Genomic DNA, 24525 nt, shown 5'->3' on the forward strand with positions numbered 1-24525 from the left:
TCACGCCGCCTGTGGTGCGGTGCTCGAAGCCTTAACATCGAGACAGCACGGCCGGTCCGCGCTGCTGTGGCCGGCAGACTTCGTCGCTGGTCCTCCGGGCGCACCATCGTCCGCAGGGTTTCGGTTCTCACGGCTCCTCCACGGTGTTCGCACTTGCTGGCGCGGTCGAGGAGCGCTCGAAGCGGCGCAGGTAAGCGAGGGAGGCTCGAAGTGCGGGTTCGAGATAGTCCAGGCTTCCGGTCGCCTTATCGATCACTGCTCCTCCCTGCAGGCTCGTCGCGAACAGTGCGGCGAGTGCTCCCGGGTCGGCATCGGTGCTCAGAACCCCGGCGTCTCTCATCGATGTCAGACTGTCCCGGAGGTGTGCGTGCCACGCCCGAAAGCTCCCGCCGACGACGTCGCGTTCGGTCGGGTCGGGATCCAGTACGCGGGCAGCCAGGGCAGCGACCTCGCAGGCGTCCTCGCGGGTCTGCAGTCGGTGCAATCGGATTACGCCGGTCACCCATTGCTCCCACTCCTCGAGTGTCTTCATCGGGGCGGTCGCTTCGAGAGCGAGACGGTGCACCTGTTGCTGCGTCGCGACACGGATGAGCTCCTGCTTGCCGTCTGGGAAGTAGTGGAACAACTGGCTCTTGCTGGTGCGCGTCGACGTCAGGATGTCGTCGAGGTTCACCGCCGCCCTCCCGCCGCGCACCAGCGCGTCGACCGTGGCGTCGACGATACGGGCGCGGGTGGCAGCTCCCTTGGCTGTCGTCATGTATCCACCGTAACATTTCTGGACTTGACAGTCCATTGTCGCCTCTGCATAGTGGACTCTGAAGTCCAAAATATGTAGTCGACCAGGAGGCTCACTATGACATTGACGAACCGGACCGCGCTGGTTACCGGAGCGACCAACGGCATCGGGAAGGCGATCGCGCTTCGCCTCGCGGTGGAGAGCGCGTTCGTTCTCGTGCACGGCCGCGATCGAGATCGAGCTGAAACTGTCGTCACGCGGATCCGCGATGCCGGCGGCACGGCGCAGGCCGTCATCGCCGACCTGGGTGCGGGGCCGGATGCGGTTCGTGCGTTGGCTGCAGAAGCGTCGGCCGTGCGGGGAGGAATCGATATCCTCGTCAACAACGCTGCCGCGCTCATCCCTGGTCAGTCGATGCTCGAGGTCACCGATGAGCAGTTGGCGGCCGCACTGACGGTCAACGTGGCGGCACCGATCGTGCTCACAGCGAGTCTCGTGCCCGGATGAAGGAGCGTGGAAGCGGCACTGTCGTGAACATGGGCTCCAATGCGGGGAGCATCGGTATGGCTGCAGCCGGCCTCTATGGTGCGAGCAAGTCCGCTCTTCACTCGCTCACTCGTTCCTGGGCCGACGAACTCGCCCCGGCAGGTATCCGCGTGAACGCGATCGCACCCGGCCCGACGGTCACGGAAGACAACGCGCCCTACCGAGAGCACCTCGAAGCACTCACCCAGCGGCACCCCGACCGCAGGCCGGGCACCGCTGACGAGGTCGCGGGCCTCGTCGCGTTCCTCGCAAGCCCGGCTGCAGACCATATTCACGGTGCGACCATCCCCATCGACGGCGGATCGACGGCTATCTGATGACCGAGCACACCACTGAGTGGGACCCGAACCATCTCCCTGACGCGAGCGGCAAGACCTTCGTCGTCACCGGCGGCAACGCCGGCATCGGCTACTTCATCAGCGAACAACTCGCCAGTGCAGGAGCGACCGTGATCATTGCATCACGCAACGAGATGAAAGCCCGGCTCGCCATCCAAGCCGTCACCAGGAACGTGCCCCATGCGCGACTGGACTTCATCTCTCTCGACCTGGCATCACTCGAATCCGCCGGTGCCGCCGGTGAACAGATCGGCAAGCTCGACCGCGTCGACGGCCTCATCCTCAATGCTGCCGCGCTTGCGCAGAATCAGCGCAAGGCAACCTCCGACGGTTACGAGTTCGTCCTCGGCACGAACCATTACGGCAATGCCCGACTGGCCGCCGCGGCTCTCCCGCATCTCGCGAGGACTGCCGGCGCGCGCGTGGTCACGATGGGAAGCGTCGCGCAACGGGTGGGGCGCATCAGTCTTCACGACCGTGAGCAGCGGGAGAGGAAATATCGCGGGTTCCGCACCTATGGCACCGCGAAGCTCGCACAGATGCTCTTCGCGCTCGAACTCGACCGGCGCCTCCGGGATTCTAGCCTTTCGATGATGAGCCTCATCGCTCACCCTGGTGGCGCCGTTGGCGCGCTCACACCGGATCGCGCACCGGCACTCATGCACACGCCGGCTCAGCGGCGCGGGGCGGTACTGATGCGGCCGTTCGTCCAAGGCAAAGACCGTGCGGCATGGCCTGCGGTTAGAGCCGCACTCGACCCGGATGTCAACGGTGGTCAGATCTGGGGGCCAGGTTCGGCAACAGGCAGCAGACCACCACGTCTCGCGCTCATGCACGGTGCGGTAAACGATCGGAAGCTCGCGAAGGAACTCTGGCAGCGCACCACCGACGAGTTGAATCTCGTATGGGACGCAATGAGCGATTGAACCTCACTGAGGTTCCTCGCATCGGCCGCAAACAGTCCCAGTACAACACCGCGATGCGGAGTCTGCAACGGTCTGGACATGTGGGAAGGTCTCTGATGAGGAGAAACTCGATCGGTCTCTTCCGGTGGACTCGATGATCGCCTGCGTGTATCCGCAGGTTCCGAACAGGACTGCCTCGCAGAAAGGAGTCCACCCCGCGTCCCGTGCCTCCGCTCGGAATCCCTCGGCGAGGGTCGCTGCGGCGTGCAAGCGGGCGTACGCGCCGCCGGGCAGCTCCAACAGCTCCGCATGTGTGCCGGGTCCTGGCTGGTGGGGCCGGACCAGCGGTGGATCATCGCGTACACGCTGGTCGCATCACCGATTCTGCTGCTCATCGCCGACATCATCGGGCGCATCATTCTTCCCAGCGGCGAGCTGCGGGTCGGCCTGATCACGCCTCTGGTCGGAGCCCCCGTGCTCATCGTTCTGGCACGGCGGCCATCGGTGACCGGCTGTGACAACGAACTCCGGTCCGGTTATCGACCACGGCTACCGTTCGATCAGGGTCCGCGCAGGGCGAATCTCGATGCTTCTCGGCGCGAGGAGCGTCGCCGTGAGTGCGTTCCTCGTTCTCGTCTTGACGAGCCTGGCGGTTGTGTCTCTGGGACTGGGAACATACGCGCTGCCGCCGCAACGGGTGCTCGAAGCGCCGATCTACCTCGATGCGAACCCCGCAGGCGAGGCTCGTGGTGTTCCAGTGGCGACCGGGGCGATCGTAGTGATGCTGTGGATCGGCTCCACCCGATACCTCGACGTCGCCGCGAGGGCGCTGGTCGGCGGCGCCGTCACGGCGATGATCGTCTACCTCCTCGCGATCAAACGCGGTAGTGTCGGCGGATTCCGGCTCATCGTCATGAAGGACGGCGGTATCGTCACCGCGAGGCCTCCCGGGGCGGTCATCACGGCGGAGCTCATCGACGAGGTGTACGAGCTGCCCTGCCGGGTCGTGCCGGATCCGGAAACGGGTGCCCCGATGGTGATTCCGATGGCCAGGCTTCGGTAACGAAGCAGCGGAGTCTGAAGAGCCTCAGCGCGCGGCCGCCAGCGCTCCCTCTCGGATGGAGTCGTCGATCGTGGAGAGCGGCGCACCGACGCGGTAGAGGGAGCCGCGGTGATCCTCGGGCAGGCGGTCGCCCGCACCGAAGAGCTTGTTGCGCAGCGTGCCGGTCGGGTACTCGGTCGGATAGGCGCCGCGTCGCTGCAGTTCGGGCACGACGTGCTCGACCACGTCCTCGAAGGTGCCCGGCGTGACCGCGTAGGCCAGGTTGAAGCCGTCGACGCCGGTCTCGGCGACGATCCGCTCCATCTCGTCGGCGACCGTCGCGGCCGACCCCACGATCGTCGCTCCGAGGCCCGCGATGCCGTTGAGCTCGACCATGTCGCGCACCGTCCACGCCCGACCCCCGGGGTTGTCGGCCTGGAACGCGGCGACCGTCGACTGGATCGCGTTGCTCTCCACGTTGCCGAGCGGCTCGTCGAGGTCGTACTGCGACAGGTCGATGCCCATCCACCCCGACAGGAAGGTGAGCGCGCCCTCCGGGCTGACGTACGACAGGTACTCCTGATGCTTGGTGCGGGCGAGCTCGTCGGTCTCGTCCACGATGACGGTCAGCAGCAGGTAGATCTTGGCGGAGTCGGGCTCCCGGCCCGCCTCGACGAGGGCGGAGCGGATCGCGTCGACGCTCTTCTTGGCGACCGCGTTCGTGGGCGAGGCGATGAAGATCGCCTCGGCGTGCCGTGCGGCGAAGCGGATCCCCCGGGGCGATGCTCCAGCCTGGAACACCAGGGGAGTGCGCTGCGGGGAGGGCTCGGAGAGGTGGATGCCGGGCACCTTGAAGTGCTTGCCGTGGTGACCGATGTGGTGCACCTTGTCGGGTTCTGCGAAGACCCCGCGTTCGCGATCCCGCACCACCGCGTCGTCCTCCCACGATCCCTCGAGCAGCTTGTAGACCACCTCGAGATACTCGTCTGCGTGATCGTAGCGCTGATCGTGCTCGAGCTGGTCGTCCTGGCCGAGATTGCGGGCCGCCGACGGCAGGTAACCCGTCACCACGTTCCAGCCGACGCGCCCCTTCGTGAGGTGGTCGAGCGTCGACAGCCGGCGTGCGAACGGCACCGGATGCTCGAACGCGGTGCCCGCCGTGATCCCGAAGCCCACGTGCTCGGTGACGGCCGCCATGACCGCGGCCAGCTGCACGGGATCGTTCACGGGCACCTGCGCGCCGTTGCGGATCGCCGCGATGTCGTTGCCGCCGAACACGTCGTAGGTGCCGAGCACGTCGGCGATGAAGATGCTGTCGAACAGGCCGCGCTCGGCGATGCGGGCCAGGTTCGTCCAGTACTCGATGTCCTTGTAGCGCCACGCCTGATCGTCGGGGTGACGCCACAGGCCCGGAGCTCTGATGGGCCACGCAGTTCATGTCGAAGGCGTTGAGCCTGATGTGCTTGCGCTGCGCTGCTGCTGACACGGTGGATGCTCCTTCAGAACCGGGACGCCATCGACCGCGATCGGCGCGGCGGGCTCCTCAGAAGCTACCGAAGCGGGAGGCGCGGGTCATCCTCTATGCCGCTGTGTTGCATCAAGCGACGTTATGTTTCGTCGTCACTTGCGCGATCGGTGAATCGACGTCCCGGAATTGAGTCCTCGACGGGTTTCGACTCCGCTGCGCTCCGCTCAACCGGCGGGGACGCTGCTCAAGCTGCGAAACCGGCGGTGCGCCTACTCCTCCGGCTTGAAGTTCAGCGAGAGCGAGTTCATGCAGTAGCGCTGGCCGGTGGGGGTGCCGAAGCCGTCGGGGAAGACGTGGCCCAGGTGGCCGCCGCAGCGGGCGCAGCGCACCTCGGTGCGCTCCATGCCGAGCGAGTTGTCCTCGAGCAGCTCGACCGCCTCCGGGCGCACCGAGTCGTAGAAGCTGGGCCAGCCGCAGTGCGAATCGAACTTGGTACCGCTCTCGAAGAGCTCGTTGCCGCAGCCGGCGCAGGTGTAGAAGCCCGCGCGTTCCTCGTCGAGCAGCTCACCCGTCCAAGCACGCTCGGTCCCGGCCTGGCGCAGCACGGCGTACTGCTCCTCACCGAGCTCCTGACGCCATTCCTCTTCGGACTTCTCGACTTCGTATGCCATACCCGCGATTCTACCGCTTCACCCCTGTCCGTCCGCGGCGAGGTGCGACTCCTCGTCCGATTCATGACGCTTCATGACGGCCGCATCGGATCGTCGCGTCGCGGCGGCTCTACTCTGAAAGGATGACGGATTCGCGTTCGCAATCGACCTACCAAGTGCGCCTCGCCTGGGGGCACCGCGGGCTCGCCCGGCTGGCTGAGGCAGGCGTCGTCGTGATCATCGATGCGATCCCCGACGCGGACGGATCCTCCGATGAGCTCACCGCTCGTGCGGCCGCGCTACCGCACGGGCCGGCGGTGTTCGCGGGATCGCTGCGCAACGCGACCGCAACCGCGAAGGCGATCTACGCGGAGCAGCTGGCGCGCGGCGGGCGCACCGCGATCAACCTTGTGCTCGCGGGCGATGACGGCGACTTTGCCGTCGAGGACTACCTCGCGGCGGGCGCCATCGGCGACGCGCTGTCGGCACTGGGCATCGACCACTCCGCACCGGACGTCGCGGTCGCGACCGAGGGCTTTCGCCCGCTGAAGCGGGCGCTCAAGCACCTGCTCTCGGCGAGCGCCGCGGGCCTCGCCCTCAACGAGGCCGGGCGCCGTGACGAGGTCAAGGCCGCGGCCGAGCTCGACGCCGAGGATGAGGCGATTCGCGTCGGCGGATAGCCGAAGCTCGACGCGGAGTCCCGGATGGCTGCTTTCAGCGAATCGAAGCAGCCATTCGGGACTCCGCGTTCATTCGGGGCGGGAGAACGCAGCATCCGCCGGTGAGATCCTGCGACTCGCTCCGCTCGCGCAGGATGACGTGGGGGACATGCTCGCGCAGGGCGACTTGGGGGACGCACTATGAATCCGCCGGTTGAGCGAGCGAAGCGGGTCGAAACCAAGGCAACACTCGGGTTTCGACCCGCTTCGCTCGCTCAACCGGCGGTGGGCTCGCTCAACCAGCGCGACTACCGCGCGACGACCTGGCGCTTCGAGGAGATCACGCCGGTGTCGAAGCCGGCGAGGTGCAGGCCGCCGTGGAAGCGGGCGTGCTCGATCTTCACGCAGCGGTCCATGACCACGTCGAGGCCGGCCTCCTCCGCGATCGCGGCGGCCTCCTCGTTCCACGAGCCGAGCTGCAGCCACAGCGCCTTCGCACCGACCTCGACGGCCTCGCGGGCGACGCCGGGCAGATCCTCGTCCTTGCGGAACACGTCGACGATGTCGGGCACGACCGGCAGATCTGCGAGCGAGGCGTAGGCCTTGTGGCCCAGGATCTCGTCGGCGCGCGGGTTCACGAAGTACACCTCATACGGCGAGCTCGACAGCAGGTAGGTGGCGACGAAGTAGCTCGCGCGCGCGGGATTGCTCGATGCGCCGACGATCGCGATCGACTTCGCACGGCTGAGGATCCCGAGGCGTGCCGCGGCGGTCGGACCCTGCCAGGTGCGCTCGGCGTGAGCGGGGGCTGCGGGCGGTGCCGGGAGCGCGCAGGCGGCACCCGCTGCGGGCGGGACGGGGGTGGTGGCGTCGCTCATCGCTTCTCTCCTGTCGCGAGGGTGAGGGCCTGATCCAGATCCCACACGATGTCCTCCGGATCCTCCAGCCCTACGGAGATCCGGATGAGGTCGGCCGGGACACCGGCGGCCTCGAGCTGCTCGGGGGTGAGCTGCTGGTGCGTCGTCGATCCGGGGTGGATCACGAGCGTGCGGGCGTCGCCGATGTTGGCGAGGTGGCTCGCGAGCTGCAGCGACTCGATCAGCTTCTCGCCGGTGGCGCGGGCGGCCTGCAGGCGCTCGGCCTCCGAGGCGAAGGATCCCGACGGCCGCACGCCGAAGGCGAACACCGAGCCGGGCCCGAGGGGGAAGTACTTCTGCGCGCGATCTTGGTGCGGGTGTCCGTCGAGGCCGGCCCACGTCACGAACGACACCCGAGGGTCGCTGGCCAGCCACTCGGCCACGACGCGTGCGTTCGCGACGTGCGCGTCGATGCGCTGGGGGAGCGTCTCGACGCCCTGCAGCAGGTTGAACGCCGACTGCGGGCTGAGCGCCGGGCCGATGTCGCGCAGCTGTTCGCTGCGGAGCTTGGTGAGGAAGCCGTACTCGCCGAAGTTGTCCCACCACTTGATGCCGCCGTACGACTCGACGGGCTCGGTCATCGTGGGGAACTTGCCGTTGCCCCAGTCGAAGGTACCGGCCTCGACGACGATGCCGCCGAGCGTGGTGCCGTGGCCGCCCAGGAACTTCGTGACCGAGTGGATCACGATGTCGGCGCCGTGCTCGATCGGGCGCAGCAGGTACGGGGTCGCGAGCGTGGCGTCGACGACGAGGGGGATGCCCGCCTCGTGCGCGACGGCCGAGAGACCTTCGAGGTCGGAGATCTCGCCGCCCGGGTTGCCGATCGCCTCGACGTAGAGCACCTTGGTGTTGGCGCGGATCGCCTTGCGGAACTCCTCGGGGTCGGAGCTCGCCACGAAGGTGGTGTCGACGCCGAAGCGGCGCAGCGTCACGTCGAGCTGCGTCACGGTGCCGCCGTAGAGCTGCGCCGAGGCGACGACGTGGTCGCCCTGGCCCACGAGCGCCGCGAAGGTGATGAACTCGGCCGACATGCCGCTCGCCGTGGCGACCGCGCCGATGCCGCCCTCGAGCGACGCGATGCGCTCCTCGAGCGCGGCGACCGTCGGGTTACCGATGCGCGAGTAGATGTTGCCGTACTTCTGCAGCGCGAACAGGTTGGCGGCGTCCTTCGCGTCGTCGAACACGAACGACGTGGTCTGGTAGATCGGCACGGCGCGCGCGCCGGTCGCCGCATCGGGCGTTCCGCCCGCGTGGAGGGCCCGGGTGCGGAACCCGAACTGATGCTCGCTCATGTGGTCTCCTTCACTGAAACGTGGTGCTGCTGGGCCAGGCGCACGGCCTCGCGCACACCGTCGACGGCCCAGGGGTTCTGCAGGCTGGTCGTATCGCCGAGCGTATCGCCCTGCCACAGCTGCGCGAGCAGCCGGCGCAGGATCTTGCCCGAGCGGGTCTTGGGGAGTTCGGGCACGCGCACGATGATCCTGGGCTTCGCGATCGGCCCGATGTCGCGCGCCACCTGGGCGCGCAACTCGTCGTGCGCGGCCTCGCCGGCCGCTCCGTCGACGACGAAGGCCGCGACGGCCTGCCCGGTGATCGGATCGGAGACCCCCGTCACACCGGCCTCGCCGACGGCCGGGTGCGCCACGAGCGACGACTCGATCTCGATCGTCGAGAGGCGGTGGCCCGACACGTTCACGACGTCGTCGAGGCGGCCGAGGATCCAGATGCAGCCGTCGGCGTCGATGGTCGCGCCGTCGCCCGCGACGTAGTAGCCGCCGTGCTCGCCGTGCCCCGCGAACGGCGCCCAGTACGAGTCGCGGTAGCGCTCGGGGTTGCCCCACACGGTGCGCGCCATGCCCGGCCACGGGCGGCGCGCGACGAGCGTTCCGGATCGCCCGGGGGCGACGGGATCGCCGGCCTCGTCGACCACCGCGATGTCGATCCCGGGCAGCGCGACGGTCGCCGAGCCGGGCTTCAACGTCGTGACGCCCGGCAGCGGCGCGATCATCGCCGCGCCCGTCTCCGACTGCCACCACGTGTCGACCACGGGTGTCTCGTCGCGCCCGAAGTTGCGGCGGAACCACACCCAGGCCTCGGGGTTGATCGCCTCGCCGACGGTGCCGAGCAGCCGGATCGACGACAGGTCGTGGCCCGCCGGAAGCTCGTCGCCGAACCAGGTCATGAGGGTGCGGATGAGCGTCGGGGCCGTGTAGTAGACGCTGACGCCGTAGCGCTCGATGATCTCGAGGTGCCGCTCGCGGTGCGGGGCGTCGGGCGTGCCCTCGTAGATCACCTGCGTGAGCCCGTTCGAGAGCGGCCCGTAGATCTCGTAGGTGTGGGCCGTGACCCACGCGAGGTCGGCCGTGCACCAGTGCACGTCGTCGGGCTTCGCGTCGAAGTGCGCCCAGTGCGCCCAGCTGGCGTGGGTGAGATACCCGCCGGAGGTGTGCACGAGCCCCTTGGGCTTGCCGGTGGTGCCCGAGGTGTAGATGATGAACAGCGGGTGCTCGGCGTCGAAGGCCTCGGGATCGTGCGCATCGGGCTGCGCATCGATCGCGTCGTGCCACCAGAGATCGCGGCCCTCGGTCCACGGCACGTCCAGGCCGGTGCGGCGCACGACGAGCACGTGCTCGAGGGCGGGCAGATCCCGCGCCGCCTCATCGGCGATCGATTTCACCTCGACCCGCTTGCCGCGGCGGTGCTGCCCGTCGCTCGTCACGAGCAGCTTCGCCCCGGTGTCCTCGAGGCGGAAGCGCACGGCCTCAGCCGAGAACCCGCCGAAGACGAGCGAGTGCACGGCGCCGATCCTCGCGCAGGCGAGCGCGATCACCACGGTCTCGACGAGCACCGGCAGGTAGACGACCACGCGGTCGCCCGGTTCGATGCCGAGCGCGGTGAGCCCGTTCGCGGCGCGCGCCACGCGGCGCTGCAGCTCGGCGTAGGTGACCGCCTCGCGGTCGCCCGGCTCGCCCTCGAAGAACAGCGCGACCTTGTCGCCCCGCCCGGCCGCGACGTGCCGGTCGACGCAGTTGGCGGCGACGTTGAGCCTGCCGCCGGCGAACCACGTCGCCTCGGGAATGCTCAGGCTCTCGGGGTCGCCGTTCTCGCCGGCAATGCCGACCGGCGGCGACCAGGTGTGCGCCGTATGCCACGGCTCGTCCCAGTCGAGGCGCTCGGCCGCTCGCTCCCAGAAGGCGATCGGATCCGCGTTCGCGATCTCGTAGATCGACGCGTCGACGTTCGCCTGCGCTGCGAACTCGGGGGACGGGGCGAAGGATCGCGTCTCGCTGAGACGCGCCTCGGTGCTGGCCGCGGTCGCGTCGTCCGAGATCCCGCGATCCGTCTCGGTCCCGCTCGCATCCACCTCGGTCATCACATCCACCTCCGGAGCACGGCCTTCTCGAACACGACGAGGATCGCGTTCGTGATCGTGCCGAGCAGCGCCAGCAGTACGATCGACAGCAGAATCCGATCCACACGCCCGCTCGTCTGCGAATCGCTCAGCATCCAGCCGAGACCCATCGACGCGGCGATCAGCTCGGCGGCGACGAGGAACAGCCAGGCCTGGGCGAGCCCGAGGCGCAGGCCCGAGACGACCGACGGCACGACGGCGGGCAGCTGCACGGTGCGGAACAGCGACCAGCCGCGCAGCCCGAAGGTGCGGCCCGCCTCGACGAGCTGCGGATCCACGTGGCGCAGGGCATCGGCCACGGTGGTGTAGACCGGGAAGAACGCGCCGATCGCGATGAGGATGATCTTCGACTCCTCGCCCACCTGGAACCACAGGATGAGCAGCGGCACCCACGCGAGCGACGGCACGGCGCGGATGGCGACGAGCATCGGGGCGAGCAGCACGCTGCCGGCACGCGACAGGCCGACGATCGCGGCGAAGCCGAGGGCGATGACCGAGCCGAACAGGAAGCCGATGAAGACGCGCTGCACCGAGATGGCGATGTGCAGCCAGAGCTGGCCGCGCTCGATCAGTTCGATGCCGGCCTCGACGACCGACCACGGCCCCGGCAGCCGGTAGGGCGGCACGATGCCCGTCGCGGTGACGAACTGCCAGACCGCGAGGATGACGAGCGGAACGACGAAGCCGCCCGCGATCCGCACCCAGGTACGCGACCACAGGGGTGAACGCAGGGGCGCGCGCTGCTGCGCGACCCCTGCGGTGTCGGTCGCGCGCTCGGATGAGCGCGCGACCGCGGTCGTGCCATCGGTCATTCGGTCGCCTTGAGCGCGAACTCGTCGTGCACGATCGTCGCGATGGCCTCGTCGAGGACCTCCTGGCCGCCCGCCACGTCGCCCGACTCGGCGATGATCGGCGAGATCTTCGTGAGCACCGAGACCTGCGCCTCGCCGGGCACACCCGAGACGTCGAGGTTGGAGCGCTCGGCGATCACGGTCTTCGCGACCTCGAGGTCGATCGAGGCGGCGTCGGCGAGCAGCTGCGCCACCTCGTCCGGGTTCGCGAGGGCCCAGACACGGGCCTCCTCGTACGCGTCGACGACGACCTGGGCCACGTCGGCGTGATCCGTGATGAACTCCTCGGTGGCGTTGAGGAAGCCGTACGTGTTGAAGTCGACGTTGCGGTAGATGAGCTCGGCGCCCGACTCCGCCTCGGCCGCCGCCATGATCGGGTCGAGTCCGCTCCAAGCCTGCACCGATCCGCCGTCGAGCAGCGCTCGGCCGTCGGCGTGCTGCACGTTCTGCACCTCGACGTCGTCGACGCCGAGGCCGGCCTCCTCGAGCGCCTGCAGCAGGAAGAAGTAGGGGTCCGTGCCCTTGGTCGCGGCGACCGACTGGCCCTTCAGCTGGGCGACGTCGGTGATGCCGCTGTCGGCGCCGACCACGATGGCCGACCACTCGGGCTGCGAGTAGATGTCGATCACCTTGATGGGGGAGCCGTTGGCGCGGGCGAAGAGCGCGGCCGATCCGGCCGTCGATCCCACGTCGATGGACCCGGAGCGCAGCAGCTCGTTGGCCTTGTTGCTGCCGGCCGACTGCAGCCACTCCACGTCGACCGAATCGCCGAGCGCCTCCTCGATGAGGCCCTGGTCCTTGACGACGAGGCTGAGCGGGTTGTAGGTGGCCCAGTCGATCGAGAGGGTGCTGGTCGACCACTCGCCGCCCTCGGCGGACGCGGCGCTGGCGCCGCCCTCGCCCTGCACGCAGCCGGTCATGGCGAGGGCCATCGCGCCCGCGGCGACGGCGGCGGGGATGAGGCGTCGGGTGATGATGCTCATGCGTTCTCCTGTGTGGTGATCTTGTGCACGCCCAGCCCGTCGAGCAGGCTCGTGCGCAGGTCGGTGAAGGTGCGCGCGCCGCGATCGCGCGGGCGCGTGCCGGGGACGGACACGAGGCGGGCGATCGACCCCGTGGTGCGGGGTGCGTCGGCCTCGGCGGGGGGTGTCAGGCCGGGGGTACGGGCCGCGCCCAGCGCACTCATGCCCGAGGTGGATCCGAGCGCCACGACCTTGGCGCGAGGCCGCTCGGGTTCGGTCTGCGCGGCGTGCAGGTTGCGCAGCAGCAGGACGTGATCTGCGAGGTAGAGGGCCTCTTCCACGTCGTGGGTCACGAGCACGATCGTGGTCGGCTGCGCGCGGTGGATGTCGAGCAGTAGGTCGTGCATCTTCAGCCGGGTGAGCGCGTCGAGGGCGCCGAACGGTTCGTCGAGGAGAAGCACGCGCGGGCTGCGGGCGAGGGCGCGGGCGAGCGAGGCACGCTGCGCCATGCCGCCGGAGACCTCGCGCGGGCGCTGGTCGGCGGCGTGGGTGAGCCCGACGAGCTCGAGCAGCTCGGCGACGCGCTCCCTGGCCCGGCGGCCCCGGGTGCCGCGGGGCAGACCGATCGCGACGTTCTGGGCGATCGTGCGCCAGGGCAGCAGGCGCGGCTCCTGGAACGCGATCGCGGTGGAGTCGTCGTGCGCCTTGACCTCTTCCTCGTCGAGCGTGATCGTGCCTACGGTGGGGGAGTCGAGCCCGCCGATGAGGCGCAGCAGCGTCGACTTGCCGCACCCGGAGGGGCCGACGACGGCGATGATCTCGCCGGCGGTCACGTCGAGGGTGAGATCCCGCAGCACGGTGCGGGCGCCCTCTTTCGTGGGGAACGTGCGCTCGACCCCGGCGACGTGCACCCGTCCCGCGGGAGCGGTCGTGCGCGCAGCCGCGGGCGTTCCGACGTGTTCGGGCATAGTTCTCTAGCCTGCCGGGTCGCGGTGGGATCCCGAAAGCGCGGCGTAACACAGCGACGTAATCGGTCGGGGTTCTCGGTCTGGGGGGCGGTCCGGCATCCTGTTGCTCGGCGAATCGCGCGGCCGAGCACTTCCCGTCATCCTGCGTGCGCGAAATGCTGGGGCAGAACGCGTCAGCGTTCTGCGCATGTCGCGGTGAGGCTACGGCGCCAGCGGGTCGCAGGATCTACACTCCGCGTATGACACCCAGCCCCTGGCCGCCGTCATCATGCGTGAGCGGACGGGTGCGCCGCCGAGCTCGTGTACGGGTGCGCCCGGGTGCGCGGCTGATGCCGGGCGCCCGGATATCGTTGATGGCGTGAGTGTCGAAGAGGGATCGATCGTGCCCGAGCCGGGTGAGCGGACGACGGAGTCGACGGACGAGCCGGCGGTGGACGGGTACCGCGGCGCTCTGCAACGGATCCTCTCCGAGTTCTCCGCGGAGACGGCCACCCGGCTCTCGCGGCTCTCCGACGCGGCGGACGATGCCGGGGCCGGCGTCGAGGGGATCGTGGTCGACGTCTTCGTCGATCAGGACGGCGAGGGACCGTTCGACGTCTGGGCGCGTTTCGAGGGGCGCGACGCGTTCGTGCTCGACCGGCGCTTCGACGACCGGCGTCACCTGTTCGGCGTGGTGTGGGGCGAGGACGGCTGGGACCCGGAGGTGCCCTCCCGGCCGCGCGGATGGACCCGTGACGACCTCGAGGCAGCTGTCGTCGATGCTGTGGCGGAGTGGATCGAACTCCTGCTGCCCGCGGGAGCGCCCGCGGACCGGTGGTGCATCGGCGCCCCCGGCGAGTTCTTCGCTTGAACGCGGCGGCCGTGATGAACGACGGCTAGGGTGCGGAGCCCTCACCCTGCGAACCCACCCCGGTCATCCTGCGCGCAGTCGCAGGATCCGCACCTGCGCGTACGATGGTCGGGTGACCTCGCGCATCGCCACCTTCGCCGCGTACGTCGTGCTGCCGATCGTGGGGATCCTGTTCTTCGGTTGGGACTGGCGCGCGGTGATCGTGCTCTACTGGCTCGAGAACGTGACGCTCGGCCTGCGCAACGTCATCGCCATGATCCGCACCGAGCGGCTCAGCGATCCCGGTCAGCGGGCGGTCACGGTGAACAACATGCCGGCGACGAGCACCGCGGCGAAACCGCTGCTGATCGTGTTCTTCGTGTTCCACTACGGCATCTTCACGCTGGTGCACGGCGTCTTCGTGTTCCTGATCGTGCTGGGCGTGTTCGCGCCGTTCCGAAGCGGTGGCGGGGACGCCGGTGGGATCGGCGGCTTCGGCGGGGCGGACTCGGGATCGATCGACTGGGGCGGGATCCTGCTCGTGTGGGGCGTCGCCAGCGTCGTGCAACTCGTGCTCGACCTCTTCCGGCCCCGCGAGAGTCTGCCCTCGGCGACCACCCTCTTCGCGAGCCCGTACGGCAGGATCATCGCGCTGCACCTGACGATCCTCGGCGGGGCCTGGCTCATCGAGAGCCTGGGCTGGCCGCCCGCGGCGGCGATCCTGCTCGTGGCGCTGCACTTCGCGACCGACCTGTGGAGCCCGTTCGGCGGGCGGAAGCGTGCCTCCGGGGCACCGAGCGATACTATGCAGGGCTGATCGGGATTGCGCCGTGGCTGCCGCGACTCCGCCCCAGTAGGCTGGCGGGCATGGCTGCACGTCTGTCTGAACTGATCATCGACTCGTTGGATCCGCAGAAGCTCGCCGCCTTCTGGTGCGAGGTACTCGACTTCGTCGTGCTCGACACCGACGACGGCGCGATCGAGATCGGGCCGGAGTCGGGCTTCGGCGGGATGCAGCCGACCTTGGTCTTCGTGCCGGTGACCGAGCCCAAGACGGGCAAGCTGCGCCTGCACTTCGACATCAATCCGACGGATCGGGATCAGGACGCCGAGCTCGAGCGGCTGCTCGCCATCGGTGCCCGTCCGGCCGACATCGGCCAGGGTGAGGGCACCCAGTGGCACGTGCTGCTCGACCCGGAGGACAACGAGTTCTGCCTGCTCCGGAAACGCCTCGACTGAGCGCCGCCGGTTGCGCGCAGCGCAGCGGATGCCGCTGGTTGAGCGGAGCGCAGCGGAGTCGAAACCAAGGCCTCATCACCACTGATTGGGTTTTCTTCGTCATTCTGCGTGCGTGAAATGCTGAGGCAGAACGCGTCAGCGTTCTGCGCATTTCGCGGTGGCGCTACTGCGCCAGGGAGTCGCAGAATCTCACCCCCGGTTGAGCGGAGCGCAGCGACGAGACGAAATATCGAAACTGAAGCGGGTCCCTGCCAGACTGATCACATGCTCTCCTCACGGACCCCGCTCTCGACCCTCACGGGAGTCGCGCTCATCGTCGTGCCGCTCCTCGCGTGGGCGCTGAAATCCTTCTCCACCGGATGGATGGTGGTGATCATCATCCTCGGACCGATCCTGGTGCTGCTCGCCGGCTACGCGCTGCAGATCGTGATCGCCGCGCAGGGCTTCTTCTCGAAGCGGGAGCTGTTCGGTGCCGCGCGGCTGCGCGCGACGATCGCCGCGTGGCTCACCTCGCTCGGGGTGCTGGTGCTCGGCGTCTTCATGCCCGACGGTGGCGACGCCTACTTCGGCTCGACCTTCCAGGTCTGGCTGGGCGCGTACGGACCGAACGCTGACGCGGTGCACGCGGCGACCGACGGGCTGAACTCCGTCGTCGCGACGGCCGCCGCCGCGCTGTGGCTCGCGGCCTTCGCCTGGCTGGTGGTCGAGTGGATCGTGGCGCTCGTCCGCCGGCGCCGCCTCGCGCGCCCCGCTTGACCCCACTCCTGCCGGTTGAGCGGCGCGAAGCGGAGTCGAAACCCGATCCCGCGCCCACCCTGTCATCCTGCGCGAAGTCGCAGGATCTATCCCCTCAACCGCTCGACCTCGGCGCTCACGTTCTGCCGCGCTCGCCGCTCCCAGAGCAGTTGCGCGGCGCCGGTGCGGTAGATCGCGGGCTGTGCCAGGTAGCTGCTGAGGATGCGGGATCGGCCCGCCGCGAAGTCGGCCTCCGGCACGTGCGCGTACTCCGCGCGCACCGCGACCGCGTACTGCTCGTAGCGGTGCGGGGCAGCGGCGAAGATCGAGAGGTCCGCGTCGAGCAGGTGGGCGAGCGGCGCCGCGGGATCCGGAACCTCGCGCGCCGGGATCGTGGCGACGATGAACTCGCTCACCTGGCTCACCAGTCCGGCGTCGACGCGCAACTCGCTGAGGGACGCGGTCGCGAGGTGGGCGGAGCTCAGCTCGTCGGATTCGGGGGTGCCGGTGTAGACGGCATCGTGGAACCAGGCCGCGAGCAGGGTCGCGGGGGAGAGGCGCTCGCCGCGGGTGGCGAGGTGGTCGAGGGCGAGCAGCACGTCCTCGAGGTGGCGCTCGTCGTGGTAGCTGCGGTGGGGTTCGTTCCAGCGGGCGATGAGGTGCTCGCCGAGGTGATGCCAGTCGTCGGCGCGGTGGGAGTCTGCGGTGCCGAGCAGTGCGCCGAGTTCGGTCCATTCGGAGGCCAGATACTGGCGGCGGCGCACGGGTGTGACGGTCTCGCGCTCCACCTGCCGCACGCGCAGGCCGGACTTGCGCAGCTGATGCACGACGTCTTTGGCGGTCACGGCCCGGGCGCCGAGGGCGACGGCCTGCTCGTATCGCGCGGCGGGAACGTCGTAGTGGTCGAGGTCGAAGCTGCGGCGCGGGATCCCGAGGCGCTTGGCGAAGGCGTGCAGCTCGTCGTAGTCGCTGTCGGAGACGAGGTGGCTCCACAGCGTGCCGTGCGCGGGCCACGCGGGCGGGTCGATGAGGATCGCCATCCCCTCAGCGTACTGCGGGGGTCTTCACCCGTCATCCTGCGCGCTACTCCGTCATCCTGCGCGACGAAGGAGTCGCAGGATCTACCCTCGATCTGTCGGTTGAGCGAACCCCCGCCGGTTGAGCGAGCGAAGCGAGTCGAAACCCGCCTCGGCCTCTACCGCGGCGTATCCAACCCCCACTGATCCGCCACCCGACCTTCAACTTCATCCCAAGACCTGGCATCCCACTCGAACCGGGCCACGGCGCACGTCGGCATGTGCTCGATGCCGCCGCCCGATAGTCGTGCCGCAAGGTCGGAGATCCCGGGGTTGTGCGCCACCACCATCACGGACGCTGCACCGGTCGCGACGGCCTTCGCCAGCAGCCTCGAACCCGGTGCGGCGTACAGCTCCGGATCGAGCTCAACCTCAACCCCCAGCGCCGCGCCGAACGCCCTGGCCGTGGTCCGCGCCCGTACGGCCGTGCTCGAGATGATGCGCTCCACTTCGATGCCCGACTGCGCGAGCCGCGCGGCCATCACGGGAGCGTCGCGCTCGCCCCGCCCGTTGAGCGGTCGCTCATGGTCGTCGAGTCCGGGATCGCCCCAGTCCGATTTCGCGTGCCGCACCAGGATGAGTTCGATCATCGTCTGCCTCCGCCGGGTCGCCTTCGAGTTCCTTGCAAGCGTACGGTCGCAACCCGGGCATTGCGTGGACGGGAGAGTGAACCGGGCGAACCGTTATTTATTAGGACACGTTCTAAGAACCATAAGTTTACCTTGCGTGTCACGCGCGATTGTGGGGTGATGCCCCGCGTTTCTAAGCTGAACCCGTTCCGGCCCTGGCCGAAGCTCTCGAATGCTTCTCCGACTTCTCCGACCCCACGTGAGGTATCCCTAATATGTCTGTGCTCTCCACCGCCACGAAAACCCTCGCGCTGATCGCGGCGACCGCGCTCCTCGTCACCGGCTGCAGCGTGAAGCAGGAGGGCGCATCGACCGCCTCCTCGACCTCCGCTGAGAAGAGCAGCTCCGCGAGCGCGTCCGCCGACGTGCCCTCGCTCGACGGCAAGACCATCGGCGTCGCCGCCAAGGATGTGGTGCGCGACTTCGGGCGCCTGACCTACGAGGGCGTTCAGGACCGCGTCAAGGAGCTCGGCGGCAAGGTGGTCGCCACCCAGGCCGACGCGCAGGACGACAAGCACATCGCCAACGTCGAGAACCTCATCAGCCAGGGCGTGGACGCCATCGTCGTGATCCTGGGCGACACCGTCACCCTCGAGCCGGCGCTGAAGAAGGCGCACGACGCGGGCATCCCGCTCTTCACGATCGACCACGCCAGCCCCTACTCGGTGAACAACATCGGTTCGGACAACTGGCAGATCGGCTCGACGCTCGCCCGCACGCTCGCCGAGGACATCGGAGGAGAAGGCGAGGTGCTGGTGTTCAACGGCTTCTACGATGTCGTGCCCTGCCAGATCCGCTACGACGAGTTCAAGCTCGTGCTCAAGAACTACCCCGGCATCAAGACCATCGAGCCCGAGCTGCAGGACGTGTACGAGGGCACCATCGAGCACGCCAAGAATCAGGTGACCGATGTGCTGACGCGTCTCTCCGAGGATGAGATCGACGCCGTGTGGTCCTGCTGGGATCTCCCCTCGATCGGTGCTGCGCAGGCGATCGACGCGGCCGGCCGCGACGTCAAGGTCTACGGCGTCGACGCCGAGCCGGGGGCCCTGGACCTGATCGCGGATCCCGAGTCCAGCTTCCAGTTCACGGTTGCGCAGCAGCCCTCGCTCTTCGGCACCACCTCGGCCGACAACGTCGCCCGCTACCTGGGTGGCCAGGAGGACGAAGTGCCGCTGAGCACCTACCTCGAGGCGGTCTTCATCGACAAGTCCAACGTCAACGAGAAGCGCGAGGAACTGGGTCTTGTCGGCGCGGAGTAGCGCTCTTCTGCCGCAGGAGGCCACGGGTGCGGGCGGGCGATCTGCCCCGCCCGCGGTGCTCCAGATGCGCGGCATTGACAAGCGCTTCGGCCGGGTGGAGGTGCTCTCGCAGATCGACCTCGACGTCCGCGCCGGCGAGATCGTCGCGCTGCTCGGGGAGAACGGTGCGGGCAAGTCCACGCTGATCAAGGTGCTCACGGGGCTCTACGCTCGGGACGCCGGAGAGATCCGCGTCGACGGCGAGCCCGCCGAGATCTCGACGCCGGCTGATGCCGAGGCGCTCGGGATCCGGGTCATCCACCAGGATCGCCACCTCGCACCCCGGTTGACCGTGGCCGAGCAGTTCTTCCTCGGCTCCAGCTCGGCGCCGCGGTTCACCGGGCGCGGCATGTACGCCGAGGCGGAGCGCCGGCTGCGCGAACTGGTCGGGCTCGAGGTGTCTCCGCGCACCCTCGTGGACGATCTCACCGTGGCCGAGCAGCAGCAGCTGCAGATCGCCCAGGCCATCTCCGAGCGTCCGCGCGTGCTCGTGCTCGACGAACCGACCGCGCCGCTGGCCGCCGAGCAGGTCGAGCGGCTGTTCGCGACGATCGAGCGGCTGCGGGCCGACGGGGTCGCGATGATCTACATCTCCCACTACCTGCAGGAGGTGCAGCGCATCGCCGACCGGGTGGTGGTGCTGCGCAACGGGAGCAAGGTGGGGGAGCTCTCGCTGCAGGATCGCCGCACGGGCTCGCTCGACGACGTCGTCGAGTTGATGGTGGGGCACCAGGTCGACGAGTACGCGAGCGCTCGCCAGGGCGCCGCCTCGGCCGCGTCCGACGCCCCGGCGCTGCTGCAGATCGAGGAGCTGCGCGTCGCGGACCGCATCGAGAGCTTCTCGCTGCAGCTGCGCCCGGGCGAGGTGGTCGGCGTCACGGGTCTCGTGGGCTCCGGCGTCGAGGAGCTCGCCGGAGCCATCTCGGGGCTGTCCTCCCGCGGCGGCACCGTGCACCTCGACGGGAAGAGGGTCGCCTCACCGAGACAGTTCGTGGCGGCGGGCGGCGCGCACGTACCGGCGGATCGCCGACGCGACGGTGTGCTGGTCACGCACACGGTGGACGAGAACCTGAGTTTCGCGGGGCTGGGCCGGGTGACCGGGCCCACGGGGCTGATCTCCCGCGGCAGGGAGCGTGCGCTCGGGAGGCGGATCATCGAGCGGCTGGGCATCCGGCCGGCTCGCGGATCCGCGACGGTGTCGACGCTGTCGGGAGGCAACCAGCAGAAGGTCGCCGTCGGCAAGTGGCTGGCCGCCGAGGCGCGGGTGTTCGTGCTCGACCAGCCGACCGCCGGGGTCGATATCGGCTCCCGCGAGCAGATCTACCAGGAGATCTCGACGCTGGTCGAAGCCGGTGCCGCGGTGCTGCTGATCAGCCTGGACCTGGAGGAGCTGCTCGGGCTCTCCGACCGGATCCTGGTGCTCTATCGGGGGCGGATCACGGCGGAGCTGCCCAACGAGGAGTTGGGGGCGGAGCAGGTGCTCGCGTTCTCGTCCGGAGCCGCAACGGTGAACGAGGAGTATCAGATATGAGTTCGAGCGCTGTGGCGGCGGATCCCGTCGCGATCCCGGCTCCTGAGCGGGTGAAACGACGCGGCACGCCGGCGTGGATCGGCGGCGTCGGGTACCTGATCGTGCTCGCGGAGATCGTGCTGTTCGCCCTGACCGCCCCGGGCTTCCTCGCCCCGTCGAATCTCGTGACCATGCTGACACAGGCCGCGGTCTACGCGATCGCGGCGTTCGGGCTCACGATCGTGGTGATCGTCGGCGGTGACGACGTCACCCGCGGCGGCATCGACCTCTCGATCGGCGCGACGCTCGGCTTCACGGGCGCGATCGTCGCACTGCTGCTGCAGCAGGGCATCCCCTTCGCGGCGGCCGTCGGCATCGGGCTGCTGCTGGCCGCCACCGCGGGAGCGATCAACGGCGCGGTGATCGTAGCCGGCGTGCGACCGCTGCTCGTGACGCTGGCCACGATGTCGGCGCTGCTGAGCCTGACGATCGTGATCACCGACAACGTCAAGGTGGCGGTGAGCGACGACGCCCTGATCTGGCTCCGGGACGGTTCGCTCTTCGGGGTGCCGGGCAGCGTTCTGCTGCTGCTGGTGATCTTCGCGGTGATCGTCGTGGTGATCGGGCGCACCCGCCTCGGGGTGAACGCGTACGCCGTCGGGCAGAACCCGCTCGCCGCGAAGATCGCCGGGCTCTCACCCGGACGATACGTCTTCGGCAGCTACATCGTCGCCGGCGTGCTGGCCGGGATCGCCGGCATCGCGATGACCGGCCGTCTTTCCGCCGCGCTGCCGGGCATCGGCGAGCAGGTGCTGATCGACATCCTGCTGGCCTCCTTCATGTCGATCGCCTTCTCGCGCCGCCTCGTGGTGACCGTGAGCGGCACGCTCTTCAGCGCGGTCTTCGTCGCCGTGCTCAACAACGGCTTCGTCTCGCTCGGCGTCGAGAGCCAGTGGGTCGGCATCACCAAGGGCGCGCTCATCCTCGTGGTGCTCGCGGTCGCGGCGGTCCGAGAACGGAAGGGGCGCTGACAGCGTGACCAATCAGACAACAGAGACCGATCAGGCAACAGAGACCGGCCAGGCAACACTGAGCCGGCCGGCGGATACGGCCCAGGCCGCGCCGGAGCGGCAGCTCGTCTCTCTCGCCGCCTCGCTGCCGCGTCTGCTGGCGCCCACGGCGCTGCTGCTGATCGTCCTGATCTTCTCGGTGCTCTCGCCGAAGTTCCTCAGCCTGGACAACCTCGTCGGGGTGCTCGGCCAGAACGCGCTGCTGCTGCTCGCGGCGACGGCGATGACCGTCATCGTGCGCGCGGGAGGCATCGACCTGTCGATCGGCGTCGCGATCGATCTCGCGGCCTTCACCGCGGCCTTCCTGCTCTTCCAGGGCTACGTGGCCTGGTACGCGATCGTGTTCGCGATCGCGACGGGGGCCGCGGTCGGCGTGGTCAATGCGTTCCTCATCATCGTGCTGAACATCCGCCCCTTCCTCGCGACGCTGAGCGTGTGGTTCATCGGCGCGGGATTGCAGCTGCTGCTCACCGGCGGCGGATCGCCGATCTACCTCCCCGCCTCCCGGGTGCCCGAGGAGTTCGCCGCGCTCGGGAAGGGAGCGGTGCTCGGCGTCGCAGTGCCGTCACTGATCGCCGTCTTGGTGCTGCTGCTGGTCTGGGTGCTGCTGGAGCGCTCGCGCTGGGGCCGGGTGCTCACCGCAGCGGGAGAGCAGCCGATCGCGACGAGCATCGCCGGCCGGCTCACGCGCACCTCCCTTGCTGCGGCGTACGTGCTCGCGGGAGGGATCGCGGCGATCGCCGGGATCCTGCTCGCCTCGCGCAGCGACGGGTTCGTGGCCAACAGCGGGCAGCTCTACGTGCTCGACGCGATCGGCGCCGTGTTCATCGGTGCGACGCTCAGCCGCACCGGGCGGCCGCACCTCGTCGGCACACTCGTGGGCGTGCTCGTCTTCGCGCTGCTGAGCAACGGGATGAACCTCATCGGCCTGTCCTTCTACTGGCAGGGTCTGGCGCGGGGCGCCGTGCTGCTAGCCATCCTGCTGCTCGGCGTGCTGCTGAGCGCCGAGCGCTTCCAGCGCGTCGGGCGCGCGAGATCCGCTGCTTGACTCGTCCCACCCGTTGGCCGAGATTGCCGAAACCAGCTCTCTGATCCCCATAAAACCGTGACCCGCGTAGTTCGCGCGTCGGTAGTTGCTGTCTCGACGTCGTTTTGGCGACAACTACTGGCGCGCGTTTCCAGCGGTCCGAGCCGTCTCGCGTTGCGCGCTTCAGCCGACCCGAGCAGGAAGCGGGCGGCCGGTTCCGGTGAAGTCGTCGATGGTCGAGAGGGGTCCGCCGACGCGGTATCGGGCACCGCGGTGATCCTCGGGCAGCCGATCCCCGGCGCCGAAGAGCTTGTTGCGCAGCGTGCCGGGTGCGTACTCGAGCGGGTAGGCTCCGCGGCGCTGCAATTCGGGGACGACGAACTCCACGACGTCCTCGAAGGATCCGGGGGTGACGGCGTACGCCAGGTTGAAGCCGTCGACGCCGGTCTCCTCGACGAGGCTCTGCAGCGTGTCGGCGACGGTGGCGGGGGAGCCGACGATCTTCGTGCCCTGGCCGCCGATCGCGCCCCACTCGGCGATGTCCCGCACAGTCCAGGTCTTGCCGTCCGGGTTCTCTGCCTGGAAGGCCGCCACGGCGGAGTGGATCGCGTTGCTCTGCACGTTGCCGATCGGCTCGTCGAGGTCGTACTCGGAGAGGTCGATGCCCATCCAGCCCGACATGAAGGTGAGCACACCCTCGGTGCTCGAGTACGAGAGGTACTCCTCGTACTTCGCCCGGGCCGCGGCGTCGGTCTCGTCGACCACGATGGTCGCCAGCAGGTAGATCTTGGCGGAGTCGGGACGGCGACCGGCGCGCACGAGCGCTTCGCGGATCGCCTCGACGTTCTTCTTCGCGAGCGCGCGCGTCGGCGCGCCGATGAAGATGGCCTCGGCGTTCTCCGCGGCGAAGGCGATGCCGCGGCTCGATGCGCCGGCCTGGAAGATCACCGGCGTGCGCTGCGGCGAGGGCTCGGAGAGGTGGATGCCCGGCACGCGGAAGAACTCGCCCTGGTGGCCGATGTGGTGCACGCGTTCGGGGTCGGCGAAGACGCCTCGCTCGACGTCGCGCACCACGGCGTCGTCCTCCCAGGATCCCTCGAGCAGCTTGTACACGACCTCCAGGTACTCGTCGGCCTGGTCGTATCGGCGGTCGTGCTCGAGCTGATCCTCCTGGCCCATGTTCTTCGCCGCCGAGGGGAGATAGCCGGTGACCACATTCCAGCCGACGCGGCCGCCGGTGAGGTGGTCGAGCGTGGAGAGTCTGCGGGCGAAGGGCGTGGGGTGCTCGAATGCGGTACCCGCGGTGATCCCGAAACCGACGTTCTCGGTCACCGCCGCCATCACGGCGGCGATCTGCAGCGGATCGTTCACCGGCACCTGGGCGCCGTTGCGGATGGCCGCGAGGTCGTTGCCGCCGAAGACGTCGTAGGTGCCGAGCACGTCGGCGATGAATACGCCGTCGAAGAGGCCGCGCTCGGCGATCCTCGCCAGCTCGGTCCAGTAGCCGATGTCCTTGTACCGCCAGGATTGATCCGAGGGATGCCGCCAGAGCCCGGGGCTCTGGTGAGCCACGCAGTTCATGTCGAAGGCGTTGAAGCGGATCTGCGCGGGTGCGGTCATGGTTCTCCATTCAGGGCGGCGTGGTCGTGCGGCGG

22 protein-coding genes and 3 pseudogenes are annotated in these 24525 nt (G+C 69.0%); 13 read left to right on the forward strand and 12 right to left on the reverse strand.

Going from position 1 to position 24525, the window contains the following annotated elements:
• Positions 1-127: 127 nt before the first annotated feature.
• A complete protein-coding gene (locus AMS65_RS16910; RefSeq protein ID WP_157502400.1) occupies positions 128-826 on the reverse strand; it encodes a TetR/AcrR family transcriptional regulator in 699 nt (232 codons plus the stop codon).
• Positions 827-853: 27 nt separating this feature from the next.
• Between AMS65_RS16910 and AMS65_RS16915 the strand changes: the two are divergent.
• The 4 genes and pseudogenes from AMS65_RS16915 to AMS65_RS20175 all read left to right on the forward strand — a co-directional run.
• Positions 854-1530: pseudogene (locus tag AMS65_RS16915) on the forward strand (SDR family NAD(P)-dependent oxidoreductase); the annotation flags it as partial.
• Positions 1531-1598: 68 nt separating this feature from the next.
• Positions 1599-2546, forward strand: coding sequence for an SDR family NAD(P)-dependent oxidoreductase (locus AMS65_RS16920; protein WP_053385344.1), 948 nt, complete (start codon positions 1599-1601; stop codon positions 2544-2546).
• A gap of 288 nt (positions 2547-2834) precedes the next feature.
• Positions 2835-3011, forward strand: a pseudogene (locus tag AMS65_RS20170) (iron chelate uptake ABC transporter family permease subunit); the annotation flags it as partial.
• A 127-nt stretch (positions 3012-3138) separates the two neighbouring features.
• Positions 3139-3588, forward strand: coding sequence for a hypothetical protein (locus AMS65_RS20175; protein ID WP_053385345.1), 450 nt, complete (start codon positions 3139-3141; stop codon positions 3586-3588).
• 24 nt (positions 3589-3612) lie between these two features.
• On the opposite strand, the pseudogene AMS65_RS16930 reads toward AMS65_RS20175, so the two are convergent.
• Together AMS65_RS16930 and msrB are read right to left on the reverse strand one after the other, a co-directional pair.
• Positions 3613-5005 (reverse strand): annotated as a pseudogene (locus tag AMS65_RS16930) (LLM class flavin-dependent oxidoreductase).
• A 299-nt stretch (positions 5006-5304) separates the two neighbouring features.
• A complete protein-coding gene (msrB, locus tag AMS65_RS16935; protein WP_053385346.1) occupies positions 5305-5706 on the reverse strand; it encodes a peptide-methionine (R)-S-oxide reductase MsrB in 402 nt (133 codons plus the stop codon).
• 122 nt (positions 5707-5828) lie between these two features.
• Between msrB and AMS65_RS16940 the strand changes: the two genes are divergently transcribed.
• The gene (locus tag AMS65_RS16940; RefSeq protein ID WP_075201063.1) at positions 5829-6365 is read left to right on the forward strand and encodes a 2-phosphosulfolactate phosphatase; all 537 of its coding nucleotides are present in this window, start codon (positions 5829-5831) and stop codon (positions 6363-6365) included.
• A gap of 287 nt (positions 6366-6652) precedes the next feature.
• On the opposite strand, the gene AMS65_RS16945 is transcribed toward AMS65_RS16940, so the two are convergent.
• Genes AMS65_RS16945 through AMS65_RS16970 form a run of 6 tightly spaced genes read right to left on the reverse strand, consistent with a single transcriptional unit; the run spans position 6653 to position 13454 of the window.
• Positions 6653-7222: a CoA-binding protein gene (locus tag AMS65_RS16945; protein ID WP_053385348.1), complete on the reverse strand. Its 570-nt coding sequence runs from the start codon at positions 7220-7222 to the stop codon at positions 6653-6655.
• Entirely contained in the window at positions 7219-8553 is a 1335-nt protein-coding gene (locus tag AMS65_RS16950) for an O-acetylhomoserine aminocarboxypropyltransferase/cysteine synthase family protein (protein ID WP_053385349.1), read from the reverse strand. Before AMS65_RS16950 ends, AMS65_RS16945 begins: the two co-directional genes overlap by 4 nt.
• Positions 8550-10634: an acetate--CoA ligase gene (gene acs / locus AMS65_RS16955; RefSeq protein WP_083451802.1), complete on the reverse strand. Its 2085-nt coding sequence runs from the start codon at positions 10632-10634 to the stop codon at positions 8550-8552. Before acs ends, AMS65_RS16950 begins: the two co-directional genes overlap by 4 nt.
• Entirely contained in the window at positions 10634-11485 is an 852-nt protein-coding gene (locus AMS65_RS16960; RefSeq protein WP_053385350.1) for an ABC transporter permease, read from the reverse strand. Before AMS65_RS16960 ends, acs begins: the two co-directional genes overlap by 1 nt.
• Positions 11482-12507 (reverse strand): aliphatic sulfonate ABC transporter substrate-binding protein, encoded by a 1026-nt coding sequence (locus tag AMS65_RS16965; protein WP_053385351.1) that lies wholly within the window; start codon positions 12505-12507, stop codon positions 11482-11484. The genes AMS65_RS16960 and AMS65_RS16965 overlap by 4 nt, the downstream gene beginning before the upstream one ends.
• A complete protein-coding gene (locus AMS65_RS16970) occupies positions 12504-13454 on the reverse strand; it encodes an ABC transporter ATP-binding protein (RefSeq protein WP_053385352.1) in 951 nt (316 codons plus the stop codon). Before AMS65_RS16970 ends, AMS65_RS16965 begins: the two co-directional genes overlap by 4 nt.
• Positions 13455-13812: 358 nt before the next feature.
• On the opposite strand from AMS65_RS16970, the gene AMS65_RS20180 reads away from it, so the two are divergent.
• From AMS65_RS20180 to AMS65_RS16990, 4 genes are all read left to right on the forward strand, one after another.
• Positions 13813-14304, forward strand: a complete 492-nt coding sequence (locus AMS65_RS20180; protein ID WP_206542008.1) for a DUF6389 family protein — start codon at positions 13813-13815, stop codon at positions 14302-14304.
• A gap of 112 nt (positions 14305-14416) precedes the next feature.
• Positions 14417-15100, forward strand: a complete 684-nt coding sequence (locus AMS65_RS16980; RefSeq protein ID WP_053385353.1) for a DUF6498-containing protein — start codon at positions 14417-14419, stop codon at positions 15098-15100.
• Positions 15101-15150: 50 nt separating this feature from the next.
• Positions 15151-15522 carry a VOC family protein gene (locus tag AMS65_RS16985; protein WP_053385354.1) on the forward strand — a complete coding sequence of 124 codons (372 nt, stop codon included), beginning with the start codon at positions 15151-15153 and terminating at the stop codon, positions 15520-15522.
• Positions 15523-15786: 264 nt separating this feature from the next.
• On the forward strand, positions 15787-16278 hold the full coding sequence (locus tag AMS65_RS16990) for a hypothetical protein (RefSeq protein ID WP_053385355.1): 492 nt from the start codon (positions 15787-15789) through the stop codon (positions 16276-16278).
• 86 nt (positions 16279-16364) lie between these two features.
• On the opposite strand, the gene AMS65_RS16995 is transcribed toward AMS65_RS16990, so the two are convergent.
• Both AMS65_RS16995 and AMS65_RS17000 read right to left on the reverse strand, forming a co-directional pair.
• Entirely contained in the window at positions 16365-17297 is a 933-nt protein-coding gene (locus tag AMS65_RS16995) for a DUF4031 domain-containing protein (protein ID WP_053385356.1), read from the reverse strand.
• Between the two features lie 155 nt (positions 17298-17452).
• Positions 17453-17923, reverse strand: a complete 471-nt coding sequence (locus tag AMS65_RS17000; RefSeq protein WP_053385357.1) for a SixA phosphatase family protein — start codon at positions 17921-17923, stop codon at positions 17453-17455.
• A 254-nt stretch (positions 17924-18177) separates the two neighbouring features.
• Between AMS65_RS17000 and AMS65_RS17005 the strand changes: the two genes are divergently transcribed.
• The 4 genes from AMS65_RS17005 (at position 18178) to AMS65_RS17020 (ending at position 22891) form a co-directional block, all read left to right on the forward strand.
• The gene (locus AMS65_RS17005) at positions 18178-19224 is read left to right on the forward strand and encodes a sugar ABC transporter substrate-binding protein (RefSeq protein WP_053385358.1); all 1047 of its coding nucleotides are present in this window, start codon (positions 18178-18180) and stop codon (positions 19222-19224) included.
• Positions 19225-19288: 64 nt separating this feature from the next.
• On the forward strand, positions 19289-20794 hold the full coding sequence (locus tag AMS65_RS17010; RefSeq protein ID WP_075201071.1) for a sugar ABC transporter ATP-binding protein: 1506 nt from the start codon (positions 19289-19291) through the stop codon (positions 20792-20794).
• Positions 20791-21804 carry an ABC transporter permease gene (locus tag AMS65_RS17015; RefSeq protein ID WP_053385360.1) on the forward strand — a complete coding sequence of 338 codons (1014 nt, stop codon included), beginning with the start codon at positions 20791-20793 and terminating at the stop codon, positions 21802-21804. Before AMS65_RS17010 ends, AMS65_RS17015 begins: the two co-directional genes overlap by 4 nt.
• A 4-nt stretch (positions 21805-21808) precedes the next feature.
• Complete coding sequence (locus AMS65_RS17020; RefSeq protein WP_053385361.1) at positions 21809-22891, forward strand: ABC transporter permease; 1083 nt, start codon at positions 21809-21811, stop codon at positions 22889-22891.
• A gap of 162 nt (positions 22892-23053) precedes the next feature.
• On the opposite strand, the gene AMS65_RS17025 is transcribed toward AMS65_RS17020, so the two are convergent.
• On the reverse strand, positions 23054-24490 hold the full coding sequence (locus AMS65_RS17025; RefSeq protein WP_053385362.1) for an LLM class flavin-dependent oxidoreductase: 1437 nt from the start codon (positions 24488-24490) through the stop codon (positions 23054-23056).
• Positions 24491-24525 lie beyond the last annotated feature (35 nt).

It is taken from the genome of Leucobacter celer subsp. astrifaciens (genome assembly GCF_001273835.1).
Taxonomy (GTDB): domain Bacteria; phylum Actinomycetota; class Actinomycetes; order Actinomycetales; family Microbacteriaceae; genus Leucobacter; species Leucobacter celer.